At 53.1% G+C, this 23280-nt stretch carries 23 protein-coding genes, 1 tRNA gene, 1 other RNA gene and 1 other annotated feature; of the genes, 16 read left to right on the top strand and 9 right to left on the bottom strand.

The features are described from left to right. The 6 genes from AC1RKG_RS16800 (at position 1) to luxS (ending at position 3716) form a co-directional block, all read left to right on the top strand. Positions 1-77 (top strand) — tRNA-Arg (locus AC1RKG_RS16800). A 29-nt stretch (positions 78-106) separates the two neighbouring features. After that, a non-coding RNA gene (locus AC1RKG_RS16805) (RtT sRNA) lies at positions 107-226 on the top strand. A 172-nt stretch (positions 227-398) separates the two neighbouring features. Beyond that, the gene (gene yqaB / locus AC1RKG_RS16810) at positions 399-965 is read left to right on the top strand and encodes a fructose-1-phosphate/6-phosphogluconate phosphatase (RefSeq protein WP_020825284.1); all 567 of its coding nucleotides are present in this window, start codon (positions 399-401) and stop codon (positions 963-965) included. Then, positions 962-1390: a YqaA family protein gene (locus AC1RKG_RS16815; RefSeq protein ID WP_041414225.1), complete on the top strand. Its 429-nt coding sequence runs from the start codon at positions 962-964 to the stop codon at positions 1388-1390. The genes yqaB and AC1RKG_RS16815 overlap by 4 nt, the downstream gene beginning before the upstream one ends. A gap of 82 nt (positions 1391-1472) precedes the next feature. Beyond that, the gene (gene gshA, locus AC1RKG_RS16820) at positions 1473-3035 is read left to right on the top strand and encodes a glutamate--cysteine ligase (protein WP_041414227.1); all 1563 of its coding nucleotides are present in this window, start codon (positions 1473-1475) and stop codon (positions 3033-3035) included. A 165-nt stretch (positions 3036-3200) separates the two neighbouring features. Further along, entirely contained in the window at positions 3201-3716 is a 516-nt protein-coding gene (luxS, locus tag AC1RKG_RS16825; protein ID WP_020825287.1) for an S-ribosylhomocysteine lyase, read from the top strand. A gap of 72 nt (positions 3717-3788) precedes the next feature. Here the strand turns inward: luxS and AC1RKG_RS16830 are convergent, their stop codons facing one another. Together AC1RKG_RS16830 and AC1RKG_RS16835 are read right to left on the bottom strand one after the other, a co-directional pair. After that, positions 3789-5078 carry an HlyC/CorC family transporter gene (locus AC1RKG_RS16830; RefSeq protein ID WP_046374472.1) on the bottom strand — a complete coding sequence of 430 codons (1290 nt, stop codon included), beginning with the start codon at positions 5076-5078 and terminating at the stop codon, positions 3789-3791. 40 nt (positions 5079-5118) lie between these two features. Beyond that, a complete protein-coding gene (locus AC1RKG_RS16835; RefSeq protein WP_020825289.1) occupies positions 5119-5910 on the bottom strand; it encodes a cytochrome C assembly family protein in 792 nt (263 codons plus the stop codon). A gap of 169 nt (positions 5911-6079) precedes the next feature. Between AC1RKG_RS16835 and ffh the strand changes: the two genes are divergently transcribed. The 5 genes from ffh to rplS all read left to right on the top strand — a co-directional run bounded on the left by ffh (position 6080) and on the right by rplS (position 9704). Further along, positions 6080-7441: a signal recognition particle protein gene (ffh, locus tag AC1RKG_RS16840; RefSeq protein ID WP_020825290.1), complete on the top strand. Its 1362-nt coding sequence runs from the start codon at positions 6080-6082 to the stop codon at positions 7439-7441. 216 nt (positions 7442-7657) lie between these two features. Further along, on the top strand, positions 7658-7906 hold the full coding sequence (gene rpsP / locus AC1RKG_RS16845; RefSeq protein WP_004932501.1) for a 30S ribosomal protein S16: 249 nt from the start codon (positions 7658-7660) through the stop codon (positions 7904-7906). Positions 7907-7924: 18 nt separating this feature from the next. After that, positions 7925-8473 carry a ribosome maturation factor RimM gene (gene rimM / locus AC1RKG_RS16850; protein ID WP_020825291.1) on the top strand — a complete coding sequence of 183 codons (549 nt, stop codon included), beginning with the start codon at positions 7925-7927 and terminating at the stop codon, positions 8471-8473. A 52-nt stretch (positions 8474-8525) separates the two neighbouring features. Continuing rightward, complete coding sequence (trmD, locus tag AC1RKG_RS16855; RefSeq protein ID WP_493183503.1) at positions 8526-9293, top strand: tRNA (guanosine(37)-N1)-methyltransferase TrmD; 768 nt, start codon at positions 8526-8528, stop codon at positions 9291-9293. Between the two features lie 54 nt (positions 9294-9347). Next, complete coding sequence (gene rplS, locus AC1RKG_RS16860; protein WP_004950372.1) at positions 9348-9704, top strand: 50S ribosomal protein L19; 357 nt, start codon at positions 9348-9350, stop codon at positions 9702-9704. 157 nt (positions 9705-9861) lie between these two features. Here the strand turns inward: rplS and AC1RKG_RS16865 are convergent, their stop codons facing one another. From AC1RKG_RS16865 to AC1RKG_RS16875, 3 genes are all read right to left on the bottom strand, one after another. Beyond that, the gene (locus tag AC1RKG_RS16865) at positions 9862-10080 is read right to left on the bottom strand and encodes a DNA-binding transcriptional regulator (RefSeq protein ID WP_020825293.1); all 219 of its coding nucleotides are present in this window, start codon (positions 10078-10080) and stop codon (positions 9862-9864) included. A 332-nt stretch (positions 10081-10412) separates the two neighbouring features. Further along, positions 10413-11177 (bottom strand): DUF481 domain-containing protein, encoded by a 765-nt coding sequence (locus AC1RKG_RS16870; protein ID WP_020825294.1) that lies wholly within the window; start codon positions 11175-11177, stop codon positions 10413-10415. 237 nt (positions 11178-11414) lie between these two features. Further along, a complete protein-coding gene (locus AC1RKG_RS16875; RefSeq protein ID WP_201895726.1) occupies positions 11415-12761 on the bottom strand; it encodes an anaerobic C4-dicarboxylate transporter in 1347 nt (448 codons plus the stop codon). 643 nt (positions 12762-13404) lie between these two features. Here AC1RKG_RS16875 and AC1RKG_RS16880 point away from each other — a divergent pair. After that, complete coding sequence (locus AC1RKG_RS16880) at positions 13405-14478, top strand: 3-deoxy-7-phosphoheptulonate synthase (RefSeq protein WP_122077302.1); 1074 nt, start codon at positions 13405-13407, stop codon at positions 14476-14478. Positions 14479-14484: 6 nt separating this feature from the next. Next, the gene (gene tyrA, locus AC1RKG_RS16885; protein ID WP_046374470.1) at positions 14485-15606 is read left to right on the top strand and encodes a bifunctional chorismate mutase/prephenate dehydrogenase; all 1122 of its coding nucleotides are present in this window, start codon (positions 14485-14487) and stop codon (positions 15604-15606) included. Positions 15607-15647: 41 nt separating this feature from the next. Here tyrA and pheA read toward each other — a convergent pair whose 3' ends face one another. The 4 genes from pheA to bamD all read right to left on the bottom strand — a co-directional run bounded on the left by pheA (position 15648) and on the right by bamD (position 18480). After that, entirely contained in the window at positions 15648-16805 is a 1158-nt protein-coding gene (gene pheA / locus AC1RKG_RS16890; RefSeq protein WP_020825297.1) for a bifunctional chorismate mutase/prephenate dehydratase, read from the bottom strand. Positions 16806-16847: 42 nt separating this feature from the next. Further along, positions 16848-16974: a sequence feature (Phe leader region), on the bottom strand. Continuing rightward, positions 16926-16973 (bottom strand): pheA operon leader peptide PheL, encoded by a 48-nt coding sequence (gene pheL, locus AC1RKG_RS16895; protein ID WP_187962929.1) that lies wholly within the window; start codon positions 16971-16973, stop codon positions 16926-16928. (Overlaps the previous feature by 48 nt.) Before the next feature lie 120 nt (positions 16975-17094). After that, positions 17095-17436 (bottom strand): ribosome-associated translation inhibitor RaiA, encoded by a 342-nt coding sequence (gene raiA, locus AC1RKG_RS16900; RefSeq protein WP_020825298.1) that lies wholly within the window; start codon positions 17434-17436, stop codon positions 17095-17097. A gap of 312 nt (positions 17437-17748) precedes the next feature. Continuing rightward, complete coding sequence (gene bamD, locus AC1RKG_RS16905; protein WP_020825299.1) at positions 17749-18480, bottom strand: outer membrane protein assembly factor BamD; 732 nt, start codon at positions 18478-18480, stop codon at positions 17749-17751. Between the two features lie 131 nt (positions 18481-18611). Between bamD and rluD the strand changes: the two genes are divergently transcribed. The 3 genes from rluD to clpB all read left to right on the top strand — a co-directional run bounded on the left by rluD (position 18612) and on the right by clpB (position 23024). Continuing rightward, entirely contained in the window at positions 18612-19589 is a 978-nt protein-coding gene (gene rluD, locus AC1RKG_RS16910; protein ID WP_020825300.1) for a 23S rRNA pseudouridine(1911/1915/1917) synthase RluD, read from the top strand. After that, positions 19589-20320, top strand: a complete 732-nt coding sequence (gene yfiH / locus AC1RKG_RS16915; RefSeq protein ID WP_493183504.1) for a purine nucleoside phosphorylase YfiH — start codon at positions 19589-19591, stop codon at positions 20318-20320. The genes rluD and yfiH overlap by 1 nt, the downstream gene beginning before the upstream one ends. 130 nt (positions 20321-20450) lie before the next feature. Next, positions 20451-23024 (top strand): ATP-dependent chaperone ClpB, encoded by a 2574-nt coding sequence (gene clpB / locus AC1RKG_RS16920; RefSeq protein WP_493183505.1) that lies wholly within the window; start codon positions 20451-20453, stop codon positions 23022-23024. The last annotated feature ends 256 nt before the right edge of the window (positions 23025-23280 follow it).

Genomic DNA, 23280 nt, shown 5'->3' on the forward strand with positions numbered 1-23280 from the left:
GCATCCATAGCTCAGCTGGATAGAGTACTCGGCTACGAACCGAGCGGTCGGAGGTTCGAATCCTCCTGGATGCACCATCTAAAGAAAAACCCGCTTCGGCGGGTTTTTCGCTTTTCCGACCGCGAGGAGAGCGGTTGGAGGTTCGAGCCGAGCGTAGCGAGACAACGTTGCTTCAGCAACGGCCCGCAGGGAGAGGCGCAGCCGAATCATCCTCCTGGATGCACCATCTAAGAAAAACCCGCTTCGGCGGGTTTTTCGCTTTCTGGCCCCGAACATAGATTATTGAACCCCCGGTCCTTCACTCTCACGCACAGCACATTCCGCTATTACGCGATCAGCGACAACCTTCCGGCTTTACGCTAAAGTAGTTTTCTTTCCTCAACGATCATGGAGTAACGATGTACGACCGCTATCAGGGTCTTATTTTCGACATGGACGGCACCATTCTCGATACCGAGCCGACGCATCGCAAGGCGTGGCACGAGGTGCTGTCCCGTTACGGTATGACGTTTGATGAGGCGGCGATGGTGGCATTGAGCGGTTCTCCGACCTGGCGCATTGCCCAGGCGATCCTTGCCAGTCATCAAGCCGATCTCGATCCCCATCAGTTGGCTGCAGAGAAAACCCGCGCGGTAGAAGCGATGCTGTTGGACAGCGTGCGCCCATTGCCGTTAATCGAGGTGGTCAAAGCTTATCATGGTCGCCGTCCAATGGCGGTGGGCACCGGCAGTGAGCATCGCATGGCAGAAACCCTGCTGCGCCATCTGGGCCTGTTCCACTGCTTCGATGCGATTGTGGGTGCCGATGACGTGCAACGCCACAAGCCGGAACCGGATACCTTCCTGCGCTGCGCCGAACTGATAGGTGTGCCGCCGGAGAAATGCGTGGTGTTTGAAGACGCAGACTTCGGTATTCAGGCAGCGAAAAGCGCCAATATGGCCGTGGTAGACGTCCGTACGCTGTGAGTAGTACGCTGGCCGTCATGTCGTTATTCGGTAGCAGCTTTCTCAGTGCGACGTTGCTGCCGGGAAATTCAGAAATTGTTTTGGTTGCCTTGCTGACCAACAGCCGTGTCTCACCAGAGTTGCTGGTGTTGGCCGCGACGTTGGGAAATACCCTTGGCGGGCTGACCAATGTCATTATCGGGCGTCTGTTACCGGCGTTGAAACCGCAGCGAGGGCTGGATACAGCGCTCGGGTGGATGCAACGCTTTGGCCCGGCTGCGCTGTTGCTCAGTTGGGTACCGGTTGTGGGCGATTTGTTGTGCGTGTTGGCAGGCTGGCTGCGCATGCCCTGGGGCCCTGTCGCGCTGTTTCTGTGTATCGGAAAGGCGCTGCGTTACATCATTTTGACTATGATAACGTTACAGGGAATGGCCTGGTGGCATTAACGACGTGAATATAACTCAATATTCTCTCGGGTGCAGATTCAGTATGCTTACGAGTTATTGTTTTTAGAAGCGGGAGGTCAATTTGATCCCGGACGTATCCCAGGCGCTTTCTTGGTTGGAAGCCCATCCCCATGCATTAAAAGGCATCCGTCGCGGCATTGAGCGTGAAACGCTGCGTGTCACCGAAAACGGAACGCTGGCAACAACCGGACATCCGGAGAAACTGGGGGCGGCATTAACGCACCACTGGATAACCACAGACTTTGCTGAGGCGCTGTTAGAGTTTATTACGCCGGTTGACGATAACCTCGATCACATGCTGACGTTCTTGCGTGATATTCACCGTTACGTAGCGCGCAATCTGGGTGATGAGCGTATGTGGCCACTCAGCATGCCGTGCTTTATTGAAGCCGAGCAGGACATTGAGCTGGCACAGTTCGGTTCGTCGAACATTGGCCGCATGAAAACGCTGTACCGTGAAGGGTTGAAGAACCGCTACGGTGCGCTGATGCAGACCATTTCTGGCGTGCACTACAATTTCTCATTGCCGCTGGAGTTCTGGCAGGCATGGGCCGGCGTTAAAGATGCCGAAAGCGGTAAAGAGCAGATTTCTGCGGGCTATTTCCGCCTGATCCGTAACTATTACCGTTTTGGCTGGGTGATCCCGTATCTGTTCGGTGCATCGCCGGCAATCTGTTCCTCGTTCCTGAAAGGGCGTGAAACCTCGTTGCCGTTTGAGCGAACCGAGCAGGGCATGTGTTATCTGCCGTATGCCACCTCGCTGCGGTTGAGTGACCTGGGCTACACCAATAAATCTCAGAGCAATTTGGGTATCACCTTCAACGATCTGCAAAGCTATGTCGAAGGCCTGAAGCGAGCAATTGCCACGCCTTCCGAAGAGTTTGCCAAACTGGGCGTGAAGGATGGCGATCGTTATCTGCAACTGAACAGTAACGTGCTTCAGATCGAAAACGAACTCTATGCGCCAATCCGGCCGAAGCGTGTGACCAAAAGTGGCGAGACGCCGTCAGATGCGCTTTTGCGCGGCGGTATCGAATACATTGAAGTTCGCTCGCTGGACATCAACCCATTCTCGCCTATCGGCGTGGATGCGGTTCAGGCGCGTTTCCTGGACCTGTTCCTGGTGTGGTGCGTGCTGGCCGATGCGCCAGAGATGAGCAGCGATGAATTGCTGTGTACGCGCAAGAACTGGAATCGGGTGATCCTGGAAGGGCGTAAGCCGGGCCAAACCATCGGCATCGGGTGTGATGACAGCCGTGAACCGCTGGCAAAAGTAGGTAAAGCACTGTTTGACGATCTGCGTCGCGTGGCTGAAGTGTTGGATAGCGAAGCCGGCGATCGCCAGTATCAGCAGGTGTGTGACGAACTGGTCGCGGCGTTTGACGATCCTGATTTGACGTTTTCCGCTCGTATCCTGAAGGCGATGAAGGAAGAGGGGACGGGGCGTGTGGGCCTGCAGCTGGCCGAGCAGTATCGTCAGATGCTGACGGAAGAGCCGCTAGAGATTTTGACGGAGGCTGAGTTGGCACAAGAGCAGAAAGCCTCGTGGCAGCGTCAACGCAACATAGAAGCCAGTGATACGCTAAGCTTTGAAGAGTTCCTGAAGCAACACGGCGGGGGCTAAAAAAGAAAAGGCCACATCAATGTGGCCAAATATGCATCTCTGATGACAGGGATGATGATAACAAATGCGCGTCTTTCACATACTCAGACTCGCTGGGTTGGAAAAGGTTTCCTGGTTAGATAAAAAAGTTTCGAAATAAATACTCTTTTACGAGGAGGTAACGAAATGCCACTGCTGGATAGCTTCACCGTAGACCATACCCGCATGGCAGCCCCGGCTGTCCGCGTCGCGAAAACCATGAAAACTCCTCATGGCGATACCATCACCGTGTTCGATCTGCGCTTCTGCCGGCCGAACCTGGAAGTGATGCCAGAGCGCGGCATTCATACGCTGGAACACCTGTTTGCCGGCTTTATGCGTGACCACCTAAATGGTCAGGGCGTCGAGATTATCGATATCTCCCCGATGGGATGCCGCACCGGTTTCTACATGAGCCTGATTGGCGTGCCGGAAGAGCAGCGTGTTGCCGATGCGTGGAAAGCGGCGATGGCAGACGTGCTGAAAGTGACTGACCAGCGTAAAATTCCTGAGCTGAACGAATTCCAGTGCGGGACTTACCATATGCACTCGCTGGAAGAAGCGCAGGAAATCGCGAAGCACATTCTTGACCATGACGTCGTAGTGAACCACAACGAAGAGCTGGCGCTGCCGAAAGAGAAACTGCAGGAACTGCACATCTAGTTCGCCATCCATCGGGCTACAGCGATAAAAAAAGACGCGATATTCGCGTCTTTTTTCCTTTCTGGCGGCTGGTCAGCGTTGCTGAACGCTGGACTGCAGCGACTTGATCGGCGTGACCCGCACCTGTTTGATCATATTGTCCTGCACGTCGAGGATGCTGATGTCGTAATGGCCGATGCGAACACGGGTGCCGACCTCCGGGATCTCTTCCAGCTCTTCCAAAAGCATGCCGTTGATGGTACGCGCATCGGTGGCTGGCAACGTCCAGTTGAATGCCTTGTTTAACTCGCGCACGTTGGCTGTACCGTCTATCAGCACGGAGCCATCACTTTGCGGATTAACCTCTTCTGCCAGCGTTGGCGACATGGACGTGGTGAAATCGCCGACGATCTCCTCCAGGATATCCTCGACCGTCACCAGCCCCTGAATGTCGCCGTATTCATCGACCACGATGCCGACTTTCTCTTTGTTGCGCTGGAACTTCACCAACTGAACGTTCAGCGGCGTGCCTTCGGGCACATAATAAATTTCGTCGGCTGCGCGCAGCAGGTTCTCTTTGTTGAACTCTTTCTTCTCGGTCATCAGGCGGTAGGCTTCACGTACCCGCAGCATGCCGATGGCATCATCCAGCGAGGTGCGGTAAAGCACGATGCGGCCGTGTGGGGAGTGAGTAAGCTGACGCATGATCGACTTCCAGTCGTCGTTGACATCGATGCCGACAATCTCATTGCGTGGCACCATAATGTCATCGACCGTCACCTTCTCCAGATCCAACACCGAGATCAGCATGTCCTGATTGCGACGAGAAATTTGCGAGTGCGATTCCTTCACAATGGTGCGCAGCTCGTCCTTGCTGACTGCGTCGCTGATCCGCACATTGGTGCGAATGCCGAACAGCCGTAAAATCAGCGTGGTGATGCCATTGAGCAGCCACACCAGTGGGAACATCACCTTTTGCAGCGGTGCCAGCAAGAAGCTGCTGGGGAATGCGATGCGTTCCGGATACAGGGCGGCAAAGGTTTTTGGCAGCACTTCGGCGAACAGCAGCACGGCGAAGGTCAGTACGCCGGTGGCGATGGCAACGCCTAAATCGCCATACAGGCGCATGCCGACAATGGTGGCCAGCGCCGAAGCCAGAATGTTGACCAGGTTATTGCCAATCAGCACCAGGCCTATCAGGCGATCCGGTTTTTGCAGCAGCTTTTCGACCCGGCGGGCGGAACGGTTGCCCTGTTTGGAGAGATGACGCAGACGATAGCGGTTCAGCGTCATCATGCCGGTTTCGGATGCTGAGAAGTAAGCGGAAACCACAATCATGACCACCAGGATAATGATCAGGGTCCCTGTCGAAACGTGCTCCAACGCGGTATTCCTTATGTATGGAGAAAGAGTGCCTGAGAGCTTAGCGAACCATCACTTGCTGAATCAGACGGCTGCCAAAGTAGGCCAGCGTGAGTAGGAAGGCACCGGCAAAGCTGAACCAAACGACGCGGCGACCGCGCCAGCCTTCGTGATAATGGCCCCACAGCAAGACGATATACACAAACCACGCCATGATAGACAGCACGGCTTTGTGCACGTTCTCTTTGCTGAACAGGTTATCCATATAAAGCAGGCCGGTGCACAACGTGAGCGTGAGCAACACGACGCCTATCTGGGTGATGTGGAACATCTTGCGTTCGATGCTCATCAACGGCGGCATATCGGCGCTGAAAGACAGCTTTTTGTTTTTCAGCAGGTAATCCAGCCAGGCCAGTTGCAGCGCATACAGCGCGGCAATGATCAGCGTAGCGTAGGAGAACAGCGCCAGGCCGATATGCACCATCAGTTCCGGGCTGGCTTCCAGATGCGTAATAAATTCACCCGGCATAAAGCTGGCGAAGGCCAGGTTGATCATCGCGAAGCTGTAAACGATAGGCAGCAGGAACCAGCCGCGATCGCGCGAAGCCACGAAGGTCATGACCGAGCAAATGATCAGGCTGACTATCGAACCTATGTTCAGCAAGCTGAGATTTTGCCCGGCGCTGACGTCAAAGATACGCTGCTGAAGTGCGATGGCGTGGCAAATTAGCGCCACCACCGCCGAGACGAGAGCAAGCCGACGGTATGCGCTGTTCTTCCGCAACAAGCTGGGAATAATCAGTCCAAGGCTGAGCAGGTAGGCGATCAAAGCCACAATGGAGAAAACTGGCATAGCGTTTAATTTTGCTTCGACGTGGTGAATTGGATTGTCAGTATAGCGTCGAGCGCGTCCCACTCCAACCGATCTCCAACGCTGAGGCAGAGATCCTCTACGCTTCGTGTTATAATCGCCGCAATTATGTCGCCAGAGCGGCCTGTCATTACACGTTGAGCATGAGACGATGTTTGAAAATTTAACCGATCGTTTGTCGCGCACCCTGCGCAATATCAGCGGCCGTGGGCGGCTGACCGAAGAAAATATCAAGGAAACCCTGCGTGAAGTGCGCATGGCATTGCTGGAAGCGGACGTTGCGCTACCGGTTGTGCGGGACTTTATCAACCGCGTTAAAGAGAGCGCGGTAGGTCATGAAGTCAACAAAAGCCTGACGCCGGGGCAAGAGTTCGTCAAGATCGTCAAGAGCGAGCTGATTGCCGCGATGGGCGAAGTGAACACCGAGCTGAACCTGGCGGCGCAACCGCCAGCAGTGGTGCTGATGGCGGGCCTGCAGGGCGCCGGTAAAACTACCAGCGTCGCCAAGCTTGGTAAATTCCTGAAAGAAAAACAGAAGAAAAAAGTCCTGGTGGTTTCCGCCGACGTTTATCGCCCAGCGGCGATCAAACAGCTGGAAACCCTGGCGGAAAGCGTCGGCATCGACTTCTTCCCGTCTGATGTCAAAGAAAAACCGATCGACATCGTTAACCGTGCGCTGCAACAGGCCAAGCTGAAGTTCTACGACGTACTGATCGTCGATACCGCCGGCCGTTTGCACGTTGACGAAGCGATGATGGACGAAATCAAGCAGGTGCACGCGGCGATCAAGCCGGTGGAAACCCTGTTTGTGGTTGACGCCATGACCGGCCAGGATGCTGCCAACACGGCCAAGGCCTTTAATGAAGCATTACCGCTGACCGGTGTGGTACTGACCAAGGTCGACGGTGATGCGCGTGGCGGTGCCGCGTTGTCTATCCGTCACATCACGGGCAAGCCGATCAAGTTCCTCGGCGTGGGCGAGAAGACCGAAGCGCTGGAGCCCTTCCATCCGGACCGCGTGGCATCACGCATTCTCGGCATGGGCGATGTGCTGTCGCTGATCGAAGATATCGAAAGCAAAGTTGACCGCGAGCAGGCGGAGAAACTGGCTAACAAGCTGAAGAAAGGTGACGGTTTCGATCTGACCGACTTCCTAGAACAGCTGAAGCAGATGCGTAACATGGGTGGTATGGCCAGCATGCTGAGCAAACTGCCTGGTGCCGGCCAACTGCCGGACAATGTGAAATCGCAAATGGACGACAAGGTTCTGGTGCGTATGGAAGCAATCATCAACTCGATGACGCTGAAAGAGCGCGCCAAACCGGAAATCATCAAAGGCTCGCGTAAGCGCCGCATTGCGATGGGTTCCGGTATGCAGGTGCAGGACGTTAACCGCTTGTTGAAGCAGTTCGATGAAATGCAGCGCATGATGAAAAAGATGAAGAAAGGCGGAATGGCGAAGATGATGCGCGGCATGAAAGGTATGATGCCGCCGGGCTTCCCAGGCCGCTGACAGGCGCGTGCCCCTTGGGGTGAGCGTGTTTAAGCATTTGCCGTTCGCGGCAAAAACCGCCCGGAATATTACCGGCTGCAAAAAGTAGTTGACGCTGATCTACGCTTTAGATTGCTTTTTGCGCCAAAATGAGTAAAATTTTCGGGCTTTTTATATTGCAACCGGGCCCCGTTCCCTCAATGGGGCCCGGCTGTTTTATTAACTAAAGAGGATGTTATGGTAACAATTCGTTTGGCACGTGGCGGCGCTAAAAAGCGTCCGTTCTATCAAGTAGTAGTGACCGACAGCCGCAATGCTCGTGATGGTCGTTTCATCGAGCGCGTAGGCTTCTTCAACCCGATCGCATCTGGTCAGGCTGAAGCACTGCGTCTGGACCTGGACCGCATCGAACATTGGGTCGGTCTGGGTGCAACCGTTTCTGATCGCGTTCACGCGCTGATCAAAGACGCTAAGAAAGCAGCTTAATCTGTCGCGGTGGTGGCAATGAGCAAGCAACTCAAACCGGTAGCACCTAAGCAGCCGATTGTACTCGGTAAAATGGGGTCTACTTACGGCATTCGTGGTTGGCTCAGAGTATTTTCATCCACCGAGAACGCCGAAAGCATTTTTGACTATCAGCCGTGGTTTATCCAGCGGGCGGGTCAATGGCAGCTTGTCGAGTTGGAAGACTGGAAGCGCCACAGTCAGGATCTGATCATCAAAGTCAAAGGCGTTGATGATCGGGATGCTGCGAATCTACTGACCAATTGCGAAATTCAGGTGGATTCGGAACAACTTCCTCCGTTGGTGGGTGATGATTACTACTGGAAAGACCTTATGGGCTGCCAGGTAGTCACGACCACCGGTTACGAACTGGGTAAAGTCGTCGATATGATGGAAACCGGTTCAAACGACGTGATGGTAGTGAAAGCTAACCTGAAAGATGCGTTCGGCATGAAGGAGCGGTTGGTCCCGTTTCTTCATGGGCAGGTTATCAAGAAAGTCGATCTCACTGCTCGCGTGATTGAAGCAGATTGGGATCCTGGTTTTTGACCTCCGAATCAAACGGTCGAAACAAGTGGAATGACAGTATGGGGATTGGCTTGTGTTCATTGGTATTGTAAGCCTGTTTCCTGAGATGTTCCGCGCAATCACCGATTACGGGGTGACTGGCCGGGCAGTAAAAAATGGCCTGCTGAGCGTGCAGTGTTGGAGTCCGCGTGACTTCACCTACGACCGGCATCGTACCGTGGACGATCGCCCTTATGGCGGCGGCCCGGGAATGTTGATGATGGTGCAACCCTTGCGGGAAGCCATTCATGCAGCAAAAGCAGCGGCAGGCGAGGGAGCAAAGGTGATTTATCTGTCACCTCAGGGGCGTAAGCTGGATCAAACCGGCGTATGCGAACTGGCGACCAATCAGAAGATGATTCTGGTGTGCGGTCGTTATGAAGGGGTGGACGAGCGCGTAATCCAAACCGAAATTGATGAAGAATGGTCAATCGGCGATTACGTACTCAGCGGCGGGGAACTGCCGGCAATGACCCTGATTGATTCAGTCGCCCGTTTTATACCGGGTGTGCTGGGCCATCAGGCCTCAGCAGAAGAAGATTCTTTTGTCGATGGATTGCTGGACTGCCCGCACTATACCCGTCCTGAGGTGTTGGAAGGGATGGAGGTTCCGCCAGTCTTACTGTCGGGCAACCATGCCGATATACGTCGCTGGCGCTTAAAGCAGTCGCTGGGCCGTACCTGGCTTAGAAGACCTGAACTTCTAGAAAGCCTAGCTCTGACTGACGAGCAAGCGGTGTTGCTGGCTGAGTTCCAACGGGAACATCAGGCCAAGCAACAGGACTATGAAGGGAACGTCTGAGCAACTGGCTCGACGAGACCGATATATCAGTTTACCTAGGGTAAGAGACATATTATGAGCAACATTATTAAGCAAATTGAACAAGAGCAGATGAAGCAAGACGTACCTGCATTCCGTCCGGGTGATTCCGTGGAAGTTAAGGTATGGGTCGTTGAAGGTAGCAAAAAACGTCTGCAGGCATTCGAGGGCGTGGTTATCGCTATCCGTAACCGCGGTCTGCACTCTGCATTCACTGTTCGTAAGATTTCCAACGGCGAAGGTGTTGAGCGTGTATTCCAGACTCACTCCCCAGTAATCGACAGCATTACTGTTAAACGTCGTGGTGCCGTTCGTAAAGCCAAACTGTACTATCTGCGTGAGCGTACTGGTAAGTCTGCTCGTATCAAAGAGCGTCTGAACCGCGTCGGCTAACGCTGCATCCAAAGTTAATAGCTATGAAGGGGTTGGCACTGTGCCAACCCCTTTTTTTATGCCTGCAGATCGGGGATTGCATCTGCAAGATGCGAAAATGCTCCCAGGACGCCCGTTTTTACAGGCATAAAAAGCCTGCGTTTGCAGGCTCTTTGCATTACAGCGCCGCGGCGCGCTGTTTGCTTTTTTCCGGATGCGGCTGTGCAGGAACGATATCGCCAGGCTTTACAATCACGCGAGCGACAGACTCGTGCGTGGCAAAGGTACAGCTGCAGTTAATGTTTTGGCATTGGTGATAGCGCTCTTTGGTCGCTTCGCTCAGATAACGGCTGGAGCGAGTATGGGCCACGCTACCGCAGAGTGGACAGTGCATCATAAAAACCCCCTTGCAATATTTTAAGTGAAAACGGGTTGGGCATTAAGCCAAAATCAAAATCAGCAGCCTGCCTAATTAGGTGGGAGTTACACCCCAGCTTATTAACGGACACTCCTGATGGTAGTAACGGCTTCAGCCGCGATGATTGAGTTTTCTCATGCTCTGCACCCATTTAATTAATACTGTGTATACATACAGTATTAAGCTATTTGCTAAACTCGTCAATAGTAAACGTTATGTTTTTAGCAAAATGTCTAAATTTGATTTTCAGGCATAAAAAAAGCCCATCAATGATGGGCTTAGTCGTATAACAGGTGCAGAAGTAAGAAGGATTACAAACCGTACACCAGGCTGATAGAAGTGGTGGTGTCGGTATTCTTTGGCGCAGAGGCTGGAGGCTTGCTGTTGTAAGTCACGGTGTAAGCCAGACGCAACGCGAACTTTTCGTTAATGGCGACGCTGAGTGCGGTTTCGGAGTTCAGCGTGGTTTCTTCGTTCGCCAGCGCGGAAACGCCTTCAGAGAACTTGGTATTGTCGGTCAACTGGTACGAATAGTTGGCCGCACCGTAAGCCAGCGCTTTGGTGGAACGCCCACCGCCATGGTATTCGTCGTGACGCACGCCCGGACCGAATTCAACTCGCAGATCGCTAAGCGGCCCATTAAGGATTTGGCGACCATAACCGCCGGTCAGGGTCGAGCGGGAATCATAACCGTTGAAGCGATCGCTTAGCCAGCTCGCCTGACCGAACAGGTAATTACGATCGGACAGGTTATAACGGGTACGGCCGCCGGCCTGATACTTTTCTGACGAGCGCACGTTGGAGGATGTGGTGTTGTTGGCCGCACCCCACAGGCTGTAAGCGGCATCGCTGTTGAACCAGGTCATGCTGGTATTGGCCAACAGGGTAGAGCTTTGTGAGTTGCCTGACTGCGAGTTGTAACCGGCCTGGACGTTGCCTTCAAACGGTTTTTTGGCGGTGGCCGGATCGTCCATCGCGGTGAAAAGCGTATTGTCGGCAAGGGCTGAAACACTGGTGAAAGTCGTTAAGCAGCTAATGAACAGCGGAATAGCGCGGCGAGCGCGTAAAGAGAGCATTTTTGATCCAGTTGTTAAGAGTGGTTATAAGTGATTTCGGTCACATTATATCGGTTCGCCATTGCGACCAAAATAGCGACTATTAGCTTAAGTTTTTAATTTTTCGTCCTCACTTATTCACTTTTCTTCTACTGACTTTTAACCCTGTTAACGGCATAAAATACTGATTGCCATTATTATTTATGTGGTCAATGGTGTGGGCGGCAACGGGGAATACCGTTGCCGTTGGGGAAATGATTACAGGAAGGTGGTGACCAGAAGATATCCGGTGATACAGGAACACAGCACGCCGATCAGGCCAGGAATAATAAAGCTGTGGTTGATGATAAATTTGCCGATGCGCGTTGTTCCAGAACGGTCAAAACCGATGCAGGCCAAATCGCTTGGATAAGTGGGCAAGACGAAGTAACCGTACGCGGCCGGGAAGAAAGCCAGCAGCATTTTGGGGTCGACACCCAACTGCAGCGCCATTGGGGCAATGGCGGTGAGCGCAGCTGCCTGGCTGTTGACCAGCTTGGAAACCAGGAACAGAACGATCGCGTAAGTCCACGGCTGACTTTTTACCACGTCTTCAAGCAGGAGTTTTAGCTCTCCCATATGTGCCTGGAAGAAGGTATCACTCATCCACGCCACGCCGAATACGGAAAAAATGGCGACCATGCCGGCTTTGAAAACCGCACCATTGGCAATATCGCCGGGTTTGACTTTGCAGCCCATCAGAATAACGGCACCGGCGATCAGCATCATCATCTGGATCACCAGATTCATAGACAGCGGTTTCAGTACCCCTTTGGCATTGGCAAAGGAAGGGCGTAAATCAGCGAAAGCCCCCAAGAGCACGACGATGGCGATAGCCGCAAAGAAGATCGCTGTGGACCAGTAAGCCTGCTTGGGGAATCTCTGATTGAGCAGTGTTTCGGTGCTGCCAAAAATATAGGCCCGTTGTTCTGGATCTTTGATTTTTTCCTGGAATTCAGCGTCCTTATCCAGATCTTTACCGCGGCGCAGGCTCCATAAGGCCGCCATTAGCACCCCGACTAATGAAGCCGGGATCGAGACGGCAAGGATTTCTACCAGCGTGTAAGCTTTGCCAATCCCATGTCCTGCGGCAATGATTGAAACCAGGGACACAACGGCCACGGAAACCGGCGAAGCTGTGATGGCCATTTGCGAGGCGACGGAAGCCACGGCCATTGGGCGTTCTGGGCGGATCCCTTTTTTGATGGCGATATCGGAAATGATCGGGAACATGGTGTACACCACATGCCCTGTGCCGCACAGGAACGTCAGAGTCCAGGTGGTGAAAGGAGCAAGCAGCGTGATGTGCTGTGGGTGGCGGCGCAGCAGTCGCTCTGCATATTGCATCATTACGTTCAAACCGCCGGCAGTTTGCAACACTGAAGCACAACCGATTACGGCAAGAATAGTCAGCATAACCTCAACGGGAGGTTTACCTGGTTCCAACCCGAATATAAAACATAAGAGGAATAAACCAATACCGCTTATTAGGCCCAGCCCCATACCGCCAAACCGAGTGCCGACTAATAAGCAGATTATAATAATTAAGAACTGCAAAGTGATCATGATAGTCCCTTGTCAAGAAATGAAAAGCAGCTAACGCTCATACATTCTCAATGCAGGTGATACGGGCTCTGTCTACGCAGATTAACCCTAAAGAGGTGCGAACGAATAACACCATAATTATTTATTTTTCGCGCGATAACTGTGAAGTTCCGCAATATTTATTCAATAGGTTTTACTCATATTTTTGTATTTTAATTAATAGAGGAAAGTAATTGAAAATAAATTGCCGGTTTATTGTTTGTTATTTGTGTTTCAGTTGTTTAATTTTTAGGTGATTTGATTTACCCGTTAAGGTTCTCTGCTGTGGAAAGGGTAAACATCAGGCTTTTGAACGTTCGGTGGATGAGGCATGTGGGTCGTTGCGTTTCTAGTGTATCGAATTGTTTACGATTTTGTCGGGTTTTAGCATTTTGGTGTGCAAGGAGGCTTCGTGTAGGTGAAAGTCTTAAAAATAACTAATAATCATTATATTAGGTGATTTTTTGTGTTGTTTTAATGACTTATTTAGCGCTTTTTATTTGTGGTAATTTTTTATTTACACCAAATGGATTGAAATCTTTACATTTCGTGATAGGGTAAGAACCTGAAACGCTCAATGTTCTATCAACGCTTACGCATAACGGCAAACGACAGGAATAGCATCATGCAAAAAGACGCGCTCAATAACGTTCATATCAGTGCAGAACAGATTCTGATTACTCCGGAAGAGCTGAAGAACCAGTTCCCGCTTAGTGCCAGCGACGAGAATGAAATCGCCACGGCACGCAAAACCATCGCCGATATTCTGCAGGGGCGCGATCATCGCCTGCTGGTGGTGTGCGGACCTTGTTCTATTCACGACCCGGATGCGGCACTTGATTACGCCCGTCATTTGAAAACCCTGTCAGCTGAATTGAGCGATCAGCTATATATCGTTATGCGTGTCTATTTTGAAAAACCTCGTACCACCGTCGGCTGGAAAGGTCTGATTAACGACCCATACATGGACGGTTCGTTTGACGTTGAAGCAGGTCTGCACATTGCGCGTCGCCTGCTGCTGGATCTGGTTGGTATGGGCTTGCCGTTGGCGACCGAAGCGTTGGATCCGAACAGTCCGCAATACCTGGGCGATTTGTTCAGCTGGTCAGCGATTGGTGCGCGCACGACTGAATCGCAAACTCACCGTGAGATGGCTTCAGGGCTGTCAATGCCGGTAGGTTTTAAAAACGGTACCGACGGCAGCTTGGGCACGGCAATCAATGCTATGCGCGCCGCGGCAATGCCACACCGTTTTGTCGGTATAAATCAGGCAGGGCAAGTGTGCCTGCTGCAGACGCAGGGTAACCCTGATGGCCATGTGATCCTGCGCGGTGGCAAAACGCCAAACTACAGCGCTGAGGACGTGGCGGCCTGTGAAAAACAGATGCTGGATGCGGGACTCCACCCGTCCTTGATGATAGATTGCAGCCATGGCAACTCGAATAAAGACTATCGCCGTCAACCGGCGGTTGCCGAGTCCGTGGTAGAGCAGATCAAAGCGGGTAACCGTTCGATCACCGGCATCATGCTGGAAAGCCACTTGCACGAAGGCAGCCAGTCTTCTGAGCAACCGCGTGCAGATATGCGCTATGGGGTTTCTGTTACCGACGCCTGTATTAACTGGGAAAGTACAGAGACGCTGTTGCGCCATATGCACCAGGAACTCGGCACCGCGCTGACGGCACGCACTGGAGAGTAGTAAGTTATGGTGGCTGAACTGACCGCGTTGCGCGATCAAATCGACGAAGTGGATAAGGCGCTGCTGGAGCTGCTGGCTAAACGCCTGCAGTTGGTGGCGGAAGTGGGAGAGGTTAAAAGCCACCACGGCTTACCGGTGTATGTTCCTGAGCGTGAGGCGGCGATGCTGGCCTCACGGCGTCAAGAAGCGGAAAACCTGGGTGTGCCGCCCGATTTGATTGAGGACGTGCTGCGCAGGGTGATGCGCGAGTCTTACGTCAGCGAGAACGACAAAGGCTTTAAAACGCTACATCCGCAACTGCGCCCGATCGTCATTATCGGCGGCAACGGTCAAATGGGGCGGTTGTTTAATCGCTTGCTGACGCTGTCCGGTTACCAGGTCAAAGTGTTGGACCAGGAAGACTGGAATCAGGCTGATACGCTGCTTGCCGATGCCGGAATGGTGATTGTCAGCGTCCCTATTCACGTCACCGAACAGGTGATTGAGCGGTTACCGCCGCTGCCGGCGGACTGTATTCTGGTTGATCTGGCCTCGGTAAAAAATCGCCCGTTGAATGCCATGCTGGCGGCGCACCGCGGCCCCGTTGTGGGGCTGCATCCCATGTTTGGCCCAGACGTAGGCAGCGTAGCCAAGCAGGTGGTGGTCTATTGCGATGGCCGCGAACCGCAAGCCTACCAATGGTTGCTCGAACAGCTGCAGGTATGGGGGGCGCGTTTGCACCGTATCAGCGCGGTTGAGCACGATCAGAACATGGCGTTTATTCAGGCGCTGCGTCACTTCGCGACCTTTGCTTATGGTTTGCATCTGGCGGAAGAAAACGTGCAGTTGGAGCAGTTGCTGGCCCTTTCTTCACCGATCTATCGGCTGGAGTTGGCGATGGTCGGGCGGCTGTTTGCTCAAGACCCGCAGCTGTACGCGGATATCATTATGTCTTCCGAAGAGAACATTGCGCTGATCAAGCGTTACTATCAGCGGTTTGGTGAGGCAATAAAACTGTTGGAGCAGGGTGATAAACAGGCGTTTATCCAGAGCTTCCAGAAGGTCGAACATTGGTTTGGCGACTATGCGCAGCGTTTCCTGGTGGAAAGCCGTTCGCTGCTACGTCAGGCGAATGACAGTCGCCAATAATGATAAGGGTTCGGTTATGCCGAACCCTTTTTTAATGGTATTCAGGACGGGTTGACTGGCACCACGGTGTCGCTCGGGTAACACCCCAGCACCTTCAGCGAGCGGGTGATTGGCGTCAGATCTCTCAATGCCTTCTGCATCGCTTCAGAACGCAGGTTAGCCTGCACATCGATATAAAACATCTCTTCCCACGGGTTGCCGTTAATCGGGCGCGATTCCAGCTTGGTCATGATGATGCCGTTGTCGCGCAGTACCAGCAGCGCTTCCACCAAGGCACCCGACTGCTGGCCGGTGGCCATAATCAGCGTGGTCTTAGCGGGCACCTGCTCGGAAACTTCGATAGCCTTGCGCGCCAATACGATAAAGCGGGTAATGTTCTGCTGCTGATTGGCCAGGTTATGTTCCAGTACCTGCAGGCCATAGAGTGCACCGCCGGCTTCGCTGCCCAGCGCCGCCGCTTTTGGCGAGTTCAACTTTGCCACTTTTTCCATTGCCGCAGCGGTGCTTTCACAGTATTCGATTTTCCAGTGCGGGTAGCGATTAATAAACTGGCTGCACTGTTGGAAAGGTTGCGGGTGGCTATATACGGTTTCGATCTGATCAAGGTCAGTATCGCTGGCGATCAGCACACAGTGATCGATAGGGTTAGTCAGTTCGCCGACGATCGACAAACTGGTGTGTTGCAGCAGGTCGTAAACGTCATTAATCGAGCCGGAGCTGGTGTTTTCGATCGGCAGGATGGCGTAATCCGCCTGGCCGGTTTCAACCTGGGTGAAGATATCCTGGAATTTCTGGCAGCCGCACTCGATCAACTGATCGAAATGGCGAGCGGCGTATTGGCGGGCCGCCAGGTGTGAGTAAGAGCCTTTCGGGCCAAGGAACGCAATACGGGCAGAATGCTGGCTGATTTGATTAAGTTGATGCTGCAGCAGCGCCTGCTGAGTCAGTACGGAGTCTTCGATAATCAGTTGAAACAGACGGGTGACGTAAAATCCGTCCAGATCGTAGGGCTTGGCTGCGGCGATCAGGGCGTCCAGCAGGTCGCGTTCACGCTCTTTATCACGGATTGGCCGATGAGAGTGCAACTTGGTTTTACCTACTTCTACCGCCAGCTCACGGCGTTCTGCCAGCAAGGACAGCAGTTTAAGATCCAGTGCGCTGATGCGTTGGCGCAGCACGAGTAACGGGTTGTCGGTCATAATCAGCTTCTGCCTTATATTTTTATACGTCGTAAAATAGCCATAAAAAAAGCCCCCTGATTTCAGGAGGCTTTGCTGTTCGTCTTCGCATTCTTTATCACACGACGAAACGCCTCCCAATCAGGGGAAGGTAAAAAAGAATGCGAAGAAAAACGGTTTACGGACCATGTACTATCCAAAGTGTGTGAGACAGGTTTTAAAGTAACCGCAGGTTTTTATCTCGTCAATAAAAAAACCAGACAAAAAACGCGCCCTCAGGCGCGTTTGATGTGAAACAGCCGCTAAACGGTTATTCCTGTTCCGGCTCCACTTCCGGAACGATGTCCTTCACGCTGGCGGCGGCACGGCGTGCTTCGCCTTTGTGCTGCACCTTGTTCAACTGACGCTCCAGCTTGGCGATCAGTTCGTTAACGGCGGTATACATGTCTTCATGTTTTGCGCTGGCGACCAGCGGGCCGTTAGGTGTGGTAATGGTGGCGTCGGCAACAAACCCTTTCGGTTCTTTGGATAAGACGATATGCGGGTTAATCAGTTGGGCCTGCCATTTTTCCAGTTTGGTGAGACGGTCTTCGACGTGACTGCGGATTGCGGGAGTGATATCCATTTGTTTGCTGGTAATGTTCAATGTCATATAACTTACCTCTCTGTCTTTCCGTCTTGGATGAGTCCAGCATACCCCGCTTTTTGCTGAAATGCGTGATGAAAATCACGTTTTTTTGTCACTTTTTGCAAAGTTAGTTCAATCTGTGATTCAGCATCTGAAATGGCCATCTAACGCTTGAGTCTTGGAAGCGGAACGCGCATTATTGAAAGGATAAGCGGTGTTGCAGTCTTGCTAACATCGTGTTTTTGCTTGTGTATTTATCCGGGTCTGGGTGAATTTACAGCAAATAAAAACGGCAGCCGAAGCTGCCGTTTTGTTTTCCTGCCGTTACCCATCAGACTATGCCGGGTTGGCGCTAATCACTTTGGCCACTTTGTCGGCCTGGCCGTTCAGTTGCAACTGCTTGTACGCATTTTCCATCAGCGGCAGCGCGTCGCGCGTCGCTTGAGTATCAGGGAATTCACGCAGCATCTGTTCAGCACGATTAACGACCGCGACGTAGGCACCGCGTTTAGTGTAGTATTCCACCACCGAAAGCTCATACTTGGCCAGGCGGTCTTTCAGATACACCAGACGCTTGTTGGCATCGGTTACATACTGGCTGTTCGGGTACTGCTGAATCAGCTGGCTGAAATCGCGAAATGCAGCGCGAGCATGCTGTGGATCGCGGTCTGAACGATCGACCCCGAAGAAGCCTTGCAGTGCACTGTCATCCAACGCCATATCGGTCAGGCCACGCATATACATCACGTAGTCGATGTTTGGGTGCGTTGGGTTCAGACGCATGAAACGATCGATAGATGCCTGAGCCATAGGTAAATCGGCAGATTTATAGTAGGCATAAATCAGGTCCAACTGTACCTGCTGAGAGTAGGGTCCGAAAGGATAGCGGTTATCTAACGCTTCGAGTTGCGTAATCGCGCCCTTAAAGTTACCGTCCTGCAGTTTTTGCTGGGCAGTAGCATAGATTTCCGAAGGCGGGTTGTCGGGAACCGCATCCTTGGATGTGGAGCAACCTGCCAGCGCCAGGCTCAACGTGGCTGCCGCCACCAGATATTTCATACGCGTCATGACGTTTTGATTATCCTCAGGGTGTTATTCCGGGAGACTGTCCGTTAAGCTCCCGACAAAGACCAGTTACAATAGCACATTATATTAAACGGCATCGCCGTGAAAACCCAACGTTAACGAAGAAGCTGCATATGGCACAACAAGTACAACTCACCGCAACGGTGGCCGAATCTCAACTCGGACAACGTTTAGATCAGGCTTTGGCCGAATTGTTCCCTGATTATTCACGATCTCGCATAAAAGATTGGATCCTGGACGATCGGGTGCAGGTCAATGGCAAAACGATAAACAAACCGAAAGAGAAGGTGCTGGGGGGAGAGACGGTCGCCATTGATGCACAGATAGAAGAAGAGGCCCGTTGGGAACCGCAGGACATCGCGCTGAATATCGTCTACGAAGACAGCGACATTTTGGTCATCAACAAGCCGCGCGACCTGGTTGTGCATCCTGGCGCCGGTAACCCGGACGGCACGGTGCTCAATGCGTTGCTGCATTACTATCCTGAAATCGCCGACGTACCGCGTGCCGGTATCGTGCACCGTTTGGACAAGGACACGACCGGCCTGATGGTAGTGGCGAAAACCGTTCCGGCGCAGACCCGGTTGGTAGAAGCGTTGCAGGCACGTGAAATCACCCGTGAATACGAAGCTGTCGCCATCGGTACCATGACCGCCGGCGGTACCGTCGAAGAGCCGATTTCGCGCCATTCGACCAAACGTACCCACATGGCGGTCCACCCGATGGGGAAACCGGCGGTGACGCATTACCGCATTATGGAACACTTCCGCGCGCACACTCGCCTGCGTCTGCGTCTGGAAACCGGCCGTACCCACCAGATCCGTGTGCATATGTCGCACATTAACCACCCGCTGGTGGGCGATCAGCTGTACGGTGGTCGTCCACGTCCGCCAAAAGGGGCTTCGGAGGCATTCATTGCCACACTGCGCGGTTTCGATCGCCAGGCACTGCACGCCACCATGCTGCGTTTATATCATCCGATCAGCGGTATCCAGATGGAGTGGCATGCGCCGCTGCCGCAGGATATGGTCGATCTGATTAACGCACTGAAGCTCGATACCGAAGAATTCAAAGATCAGATGAACTGGTAATGGATTCGCTTATCTTGCCCGATTGGCCACTGCCTGCAGGGGTAAAAGCCTGCAGCAGCACCCGTAACGGTGGCGTAAGTCGGCCGCCGTACGGTTCGCTCAATCTCGGCACTCACGTGGGTGACGAGACTCAGGCGGTGGCGGATAACCGTCAACGTCTGGTCGCGGCGGCGAACCTGCCGCAGATGCCAGTCTGGCTGGAGCAAGTGCATGGCACGCGCGTGGTGCGACTGGATGGGCAAACGCCTGTCGATTTGCAAGCGGACGCGGTTTACAGCAATGTGCCAGGGCAGGTGTGCGCAGTGATGACAGCAGACTGCTTGCCGGTTTTATTCTGCTCGCAGTCTGGTGAGGAAGTCGCTGCAGCTCATGCCGGTTGGCGTGGATTGTGTAACGGCGTGCTAGAGCAGACTTTAGCGGCGTTTTCCACTCAGCCTGCAGGCATCAGCGTTTGGCTCGGCCCGGCGATCGGCCCGCAGCAGTTTGAGGTAGGGCCGGAGGTCCGCGCGGCATTTATTGCTGTTGATCCCGGCGCTGAGCTGGCTTTTGCCCCTCGCGGCGATAAATACCTCGCAGATATCTATTTACTGGCTCGTCAGCGTCTACAACGCGCAGGGGTTCATGCTATCTATGGTGGAGACCGTTGTACGGTGAGCGAAATCAGTCATTTTTTCTCCTATCGACGCGACGGAATAACCGGACGTCTGGCAAGTTTAATCTGGCTGATATAACCTATTGAATTAGGACGGTCCAACGGCGCATGATGTAGTACCGAAAATATACAGTCGAAATAACCTTGAAAATTTGAGGGATGACCTCATTTAATCTCCAGTAGCAATTTCGACCAATCTTGGAGGTGTTATGCGTCTGGATCGTCTTACTAACAAATTCCAGCTTGCCCTCGCCGATGCCCAATCTCTAGCCCTTGGGCGCGACAACCAATTTATTGAACCGTTACATCTGATGAGCGCTCTGCTCAATCAGGATGGGGGCACGGTTCGCCCATTATTAACTTCTGCCGGTATCGATGCTGGGCGCGTGCGCACCGAGATCGAACAGGCCTTGTCTCGTCTGCCTCAAGTTGAAGGTACCGGTGGTGACGTTCAACCGTCGCATGAGCTGGTGCGTGTCCTGAATTTGTGCGACAAGCTGGCACAAAAGCGGGCGGACAAATTTATCTCATCCGAACTCTTTGTTCTGGCGGTGCTTGAAGATCGCGGTAACTTGACCGATCTGTTGAAAGCAGCCGGTGCAACGACCGATAAAATCAGTAAGGCCATTGAGCAAATGCGAGGCGGTGATAGCGTGGAAGATCAAGGTGCTGAAGACCAACGTCAGGCGTTGAAGAAATACACTATCGATCTGACCGAGCGTGCTGAGCAGGGCAAACTGGACCCGGTTATCGGCCGTGACGAAGAGATACGCCGTACCATTCAGGTGCTGCAACGTCGTACCAAAAACAACCCTGTGTTGATCGGCGAACCTGGCGTGGGTAAAACCGCCATCGTCGAAGGCCTGGCTCAGCGCATCATCAATGGCGAAGTGCCGGAAGGTTTGAAGCATAAGCGCGTGTTGTCCCTCGATATGGGGGCGTTGATCGCCGGTGCTAAATATCGCGGCGAGTTTGAAGAGCGTCTGAAAGCCGTTTTGAGCGATCTGTCTAAACAGGAAGGCAGCGTCATCCTGTTTATAGATGAGCTGCACACAATGGTTGGTGCAGGTAAAGCCGATGGTGCGATGGATGCGGGCAATATGTTGAAACCTGCGTTGGCACGCGGGGAGCTTCACTGTGTCGGCGCGACAACTCTCGACGAATATCGTCAATATATAGAGAAGGACGCGGCGCTTGAACGTCGTTTCCAGAAAGTGTTTGTCGCCGAACCCAGTGTTGAAGACACCATCGCTATCTTGCGCGGTTTGAAAGAACGTTATGAACTGCATCACCACGTGCAGATCACCGACCCGGCAATCGTTGCGGCGGCCACGCTGTCGCACCGCTATATTTCCGATCGTCAACTGCCGGATAAGGCCATTGACCTGATTGATGAGGCGGCGTCCAGCATCCGCATGCAGATGGACTCCAAACCGGAATCGCTCGATCGCCTTGAGCGCCGGATTATTCAGCTCAAGCTGGAGCAGCAGGCCTTGAGTAAAGAGTCGGACGACGCCAGCAAGAAACGTTTGGAAATGCTGAGCGGTGAGCTGGAGCAGAAAGAACGCGAGTATTCAGAGCTGGAAGAAGAGTGGAAAGCGGAAAAAGCTTCGCTCTCCGGCACGCAAAATATTAAAGCGGATCTTGAGCAGGCCAAAATCAGCCTGGAGCAGGCGCGTCGCGTTGGCGACCTGGGGCGGATGTCGGAGCTGCAGTACGGCAAGATCCCAGAGCTGGAAAAACAGCTTGCCGCTGCCACGCTGGCCGAAGGCAAGACCATGAAACTGCTGCGTAACCGGGTGACCGACGCAGAAATCGCTGAAGTGCTGGCGCGCGCTACCGGTATTCCTGTCGCCAGAATGCTGGAAGGCGAACGGGATAAGCTGTTACGTCTGGAACAAGAGCTGCATTCGCGGGTCATTGGCCAGAACGAAGCGGTGAGCGCAGTATCCAACGCGATCCGTCGCAGCCGTGCCGGGCTGTCAGATCCGAACCGACCTATCGGTTCGTTCCTGTTCCTCGGTCCGACCGGGGTAGGTAAAACCGAACTGTGTAAAGCACTGGCTTCGTTCCTGTTCGACAGCGACGACGCTATGGTGCGTATCGACATGTCCGAGTTTATGGAGAAACATTCGGTATCCCGGCTGGTGGGTGCGCCTCCAGGTTATGTCGGTTATGAAGAGGGCGGTTATCTGACCGAGGCAGTGCGTCGCAGACCTTATTCAGTGATCCTGCTGGATGAAGTGGAGAAAGCGCACCCGGATGTGTTCAACATCCTGCTGCAGGTATTGGATGATGGCCGCCTGACCGATGGCCAGGGCCGTACCGTCGATTTCCGCAATACGGTGGTGATCATGACTTCCAACCTGGGGTCTGATCTGATCCAGGAACACTTTGGTCAGATGAACTATACGCAGATGAAAGAATCGGTAATGGAAATGGTAACGCACCACTTCCGCCCGGAATTCATCAACCGTATAGATGAGGTGGTAGTGTTCCACCCGCTCGGTCAGAAACATATCGCCCAGATCGCCAAGATTCAGTTGGCACGTCTGTACAAACGTCTGGAAGAGCGTGGTTACGAAGTGACTATGACCGAACCGGCGTTGGAGCTGTTGGGCAAAACCGGTTTCGATCCTGTGTATGGGGCTCGTCCACTGAAACGAGCTATTCAGCAGGAGATCGAGAACCCGCTGGCGCAGCAAATCCTTTCCGGCAAGCTGATCCCGGGTATACCGGTGACGCTGGATGTGGAAGACGAGCATATCGTCGCCAAACAGTAACGGCTATCTATTATCTATATAGTGATTACGATGAAAGGGAGCGGGCGACCGCTCCCTTTTTTTGTCGGCTTTGGTTGGGTTTAAGCTGTTTGCCCTAGCAATGGCGCTAAAATCCCGTAATTTCGTCTAATAAATATCCTAAAATGGCTTTATTGGTGGTTATTTGAGCGCTTGAAAAATTTTTTGCATTTAGGGGTTGCGGCCTTCTGAGAACTCCCTATAATGCGCCTCCACTGACCGGGAACAACGACTCCTC

The sequence above is a fragment of the Serratia sp. GW822-FHT06D09 genome (assembly GCF_058799515.1).

Bases quoted from the DNA above. Each gene is read 5' to 3' on its own strand.
- AC1RKG_RS16870 (WP_020825294.1), bottom strand. From the start codon at position 11,177: ATGCTCTCTTTACGCGCTCGCCGCGCTATTCCGCTGTTCATTAGCTGC.
- AC1RKG_RS16875 (WP_201895726.1), bottom strand. From the start codon at position 12,761: ATGATCACTTTGCAGTTCTTAATTATTATAATCTGCTTATTAGTCGGC.
- yqaB (WP_020825284.1), top strand. From the start codon at position 399: ATGTACGACCGCTATCAGGGTCTTATTTTCGACATGGACGGCACCATT.
- rimM (WP_020825291.1), top strand. From the start codon at position 7,925: ATGAGCAAGCAACTCAAACCGGTAGCACCTAAGCAGCCGATTGTACTC.
- pheA (WP_020825297.1), bottom strand. From the start codon at position 16,805: ATGACCGACAACCCGTTACTCGTGCTGCGCCAACGCATCAGCGCACTG.
- AC1RKG_RS16880 (WP_122077302.1), top strand. From the start codon at position 13,405: ATGCAAAAAGACGCGCTCAATAACGTTCATATCAGTGCAGAACAGATT.
- tyrA (WP_046374470.1), top strand. From the start codon at position 14,485: ATGGTGGCTGAACTGACCGCGTTGCGCGATCAAATCGACGAAGTGGAT.
- ffh (WP_020825290.1), top strand. From the start codon at position 6,080: ATGTTTGAAAATTTAACCGATCGTTTGTCGCGCACCCTGCGCAATATC.
- rpsP (WP_004932501.1), top strand. From the start codon at position 7,658: ATGGTAACAATTCGTTTGGCACGTGGCGGCGCTAAAAAGCGTCCGTTC.
- yfiH (WP_493183504.1), top strand. From the start codon at position 19,589: ATGGATTCGCTTATCTTGCCCGATTGGCCACTGCCTGCAGGGGTAAAA.
- clpB (WP_493183505.1), top strand. From the start codon at position 20,451: ATGCGTCTGGATCGTCTTACTAACAAATTCCAGCTTGCCCTCGCCGAT.
- AC1RKG_RS16865 (WP_020825293.1), bottom strand. From the start codon at position 10,080: ATGATGCACTGTCCACTCTGCGGTAGCGTGGCCCATACTCGCTCCAGC.
- luxS (WP_020825287.1), top strand. From the start codon at position 3,201: ATGCCACTGCTGGATAGCTTCACCGTAGACCATACCCGCATGGCAGCC.
- raiA (WP_020825298.1), bottom strand. From the start codon at position 17,436: ATGACATTGAACATTACCAGCAAACAAATGGATATCACTCCCGCAATC.
- rluD (WP_020825300.1), top strand. From the start codon at position 18,612: ATGGCACAACAAGTACAACTCACCGCAACGGTGGCCGAATCTCAACTC.
- AC1RKG_RS16835 (WP_020825289.1), bottom strand. From the start codon at position 5,910: ATGCCAGTTTTCTCCATTGTGGCTTTGATCGCCTACCTGCTCAGCCTT.
- bamD (WP_020825299.1), bottom strand. From the start codon at position 18,480: ATGACGCGTATGAAATATCTGGTGGCGGCAGCCACGTTGAGCCTGGCG.
- rplS (WP_004950372.1), top strand. From the start codon at position 9,348: ATGAGCAACATTATTAAGCAAATTGAACAAGAGCAGATGAAGCAAGAC.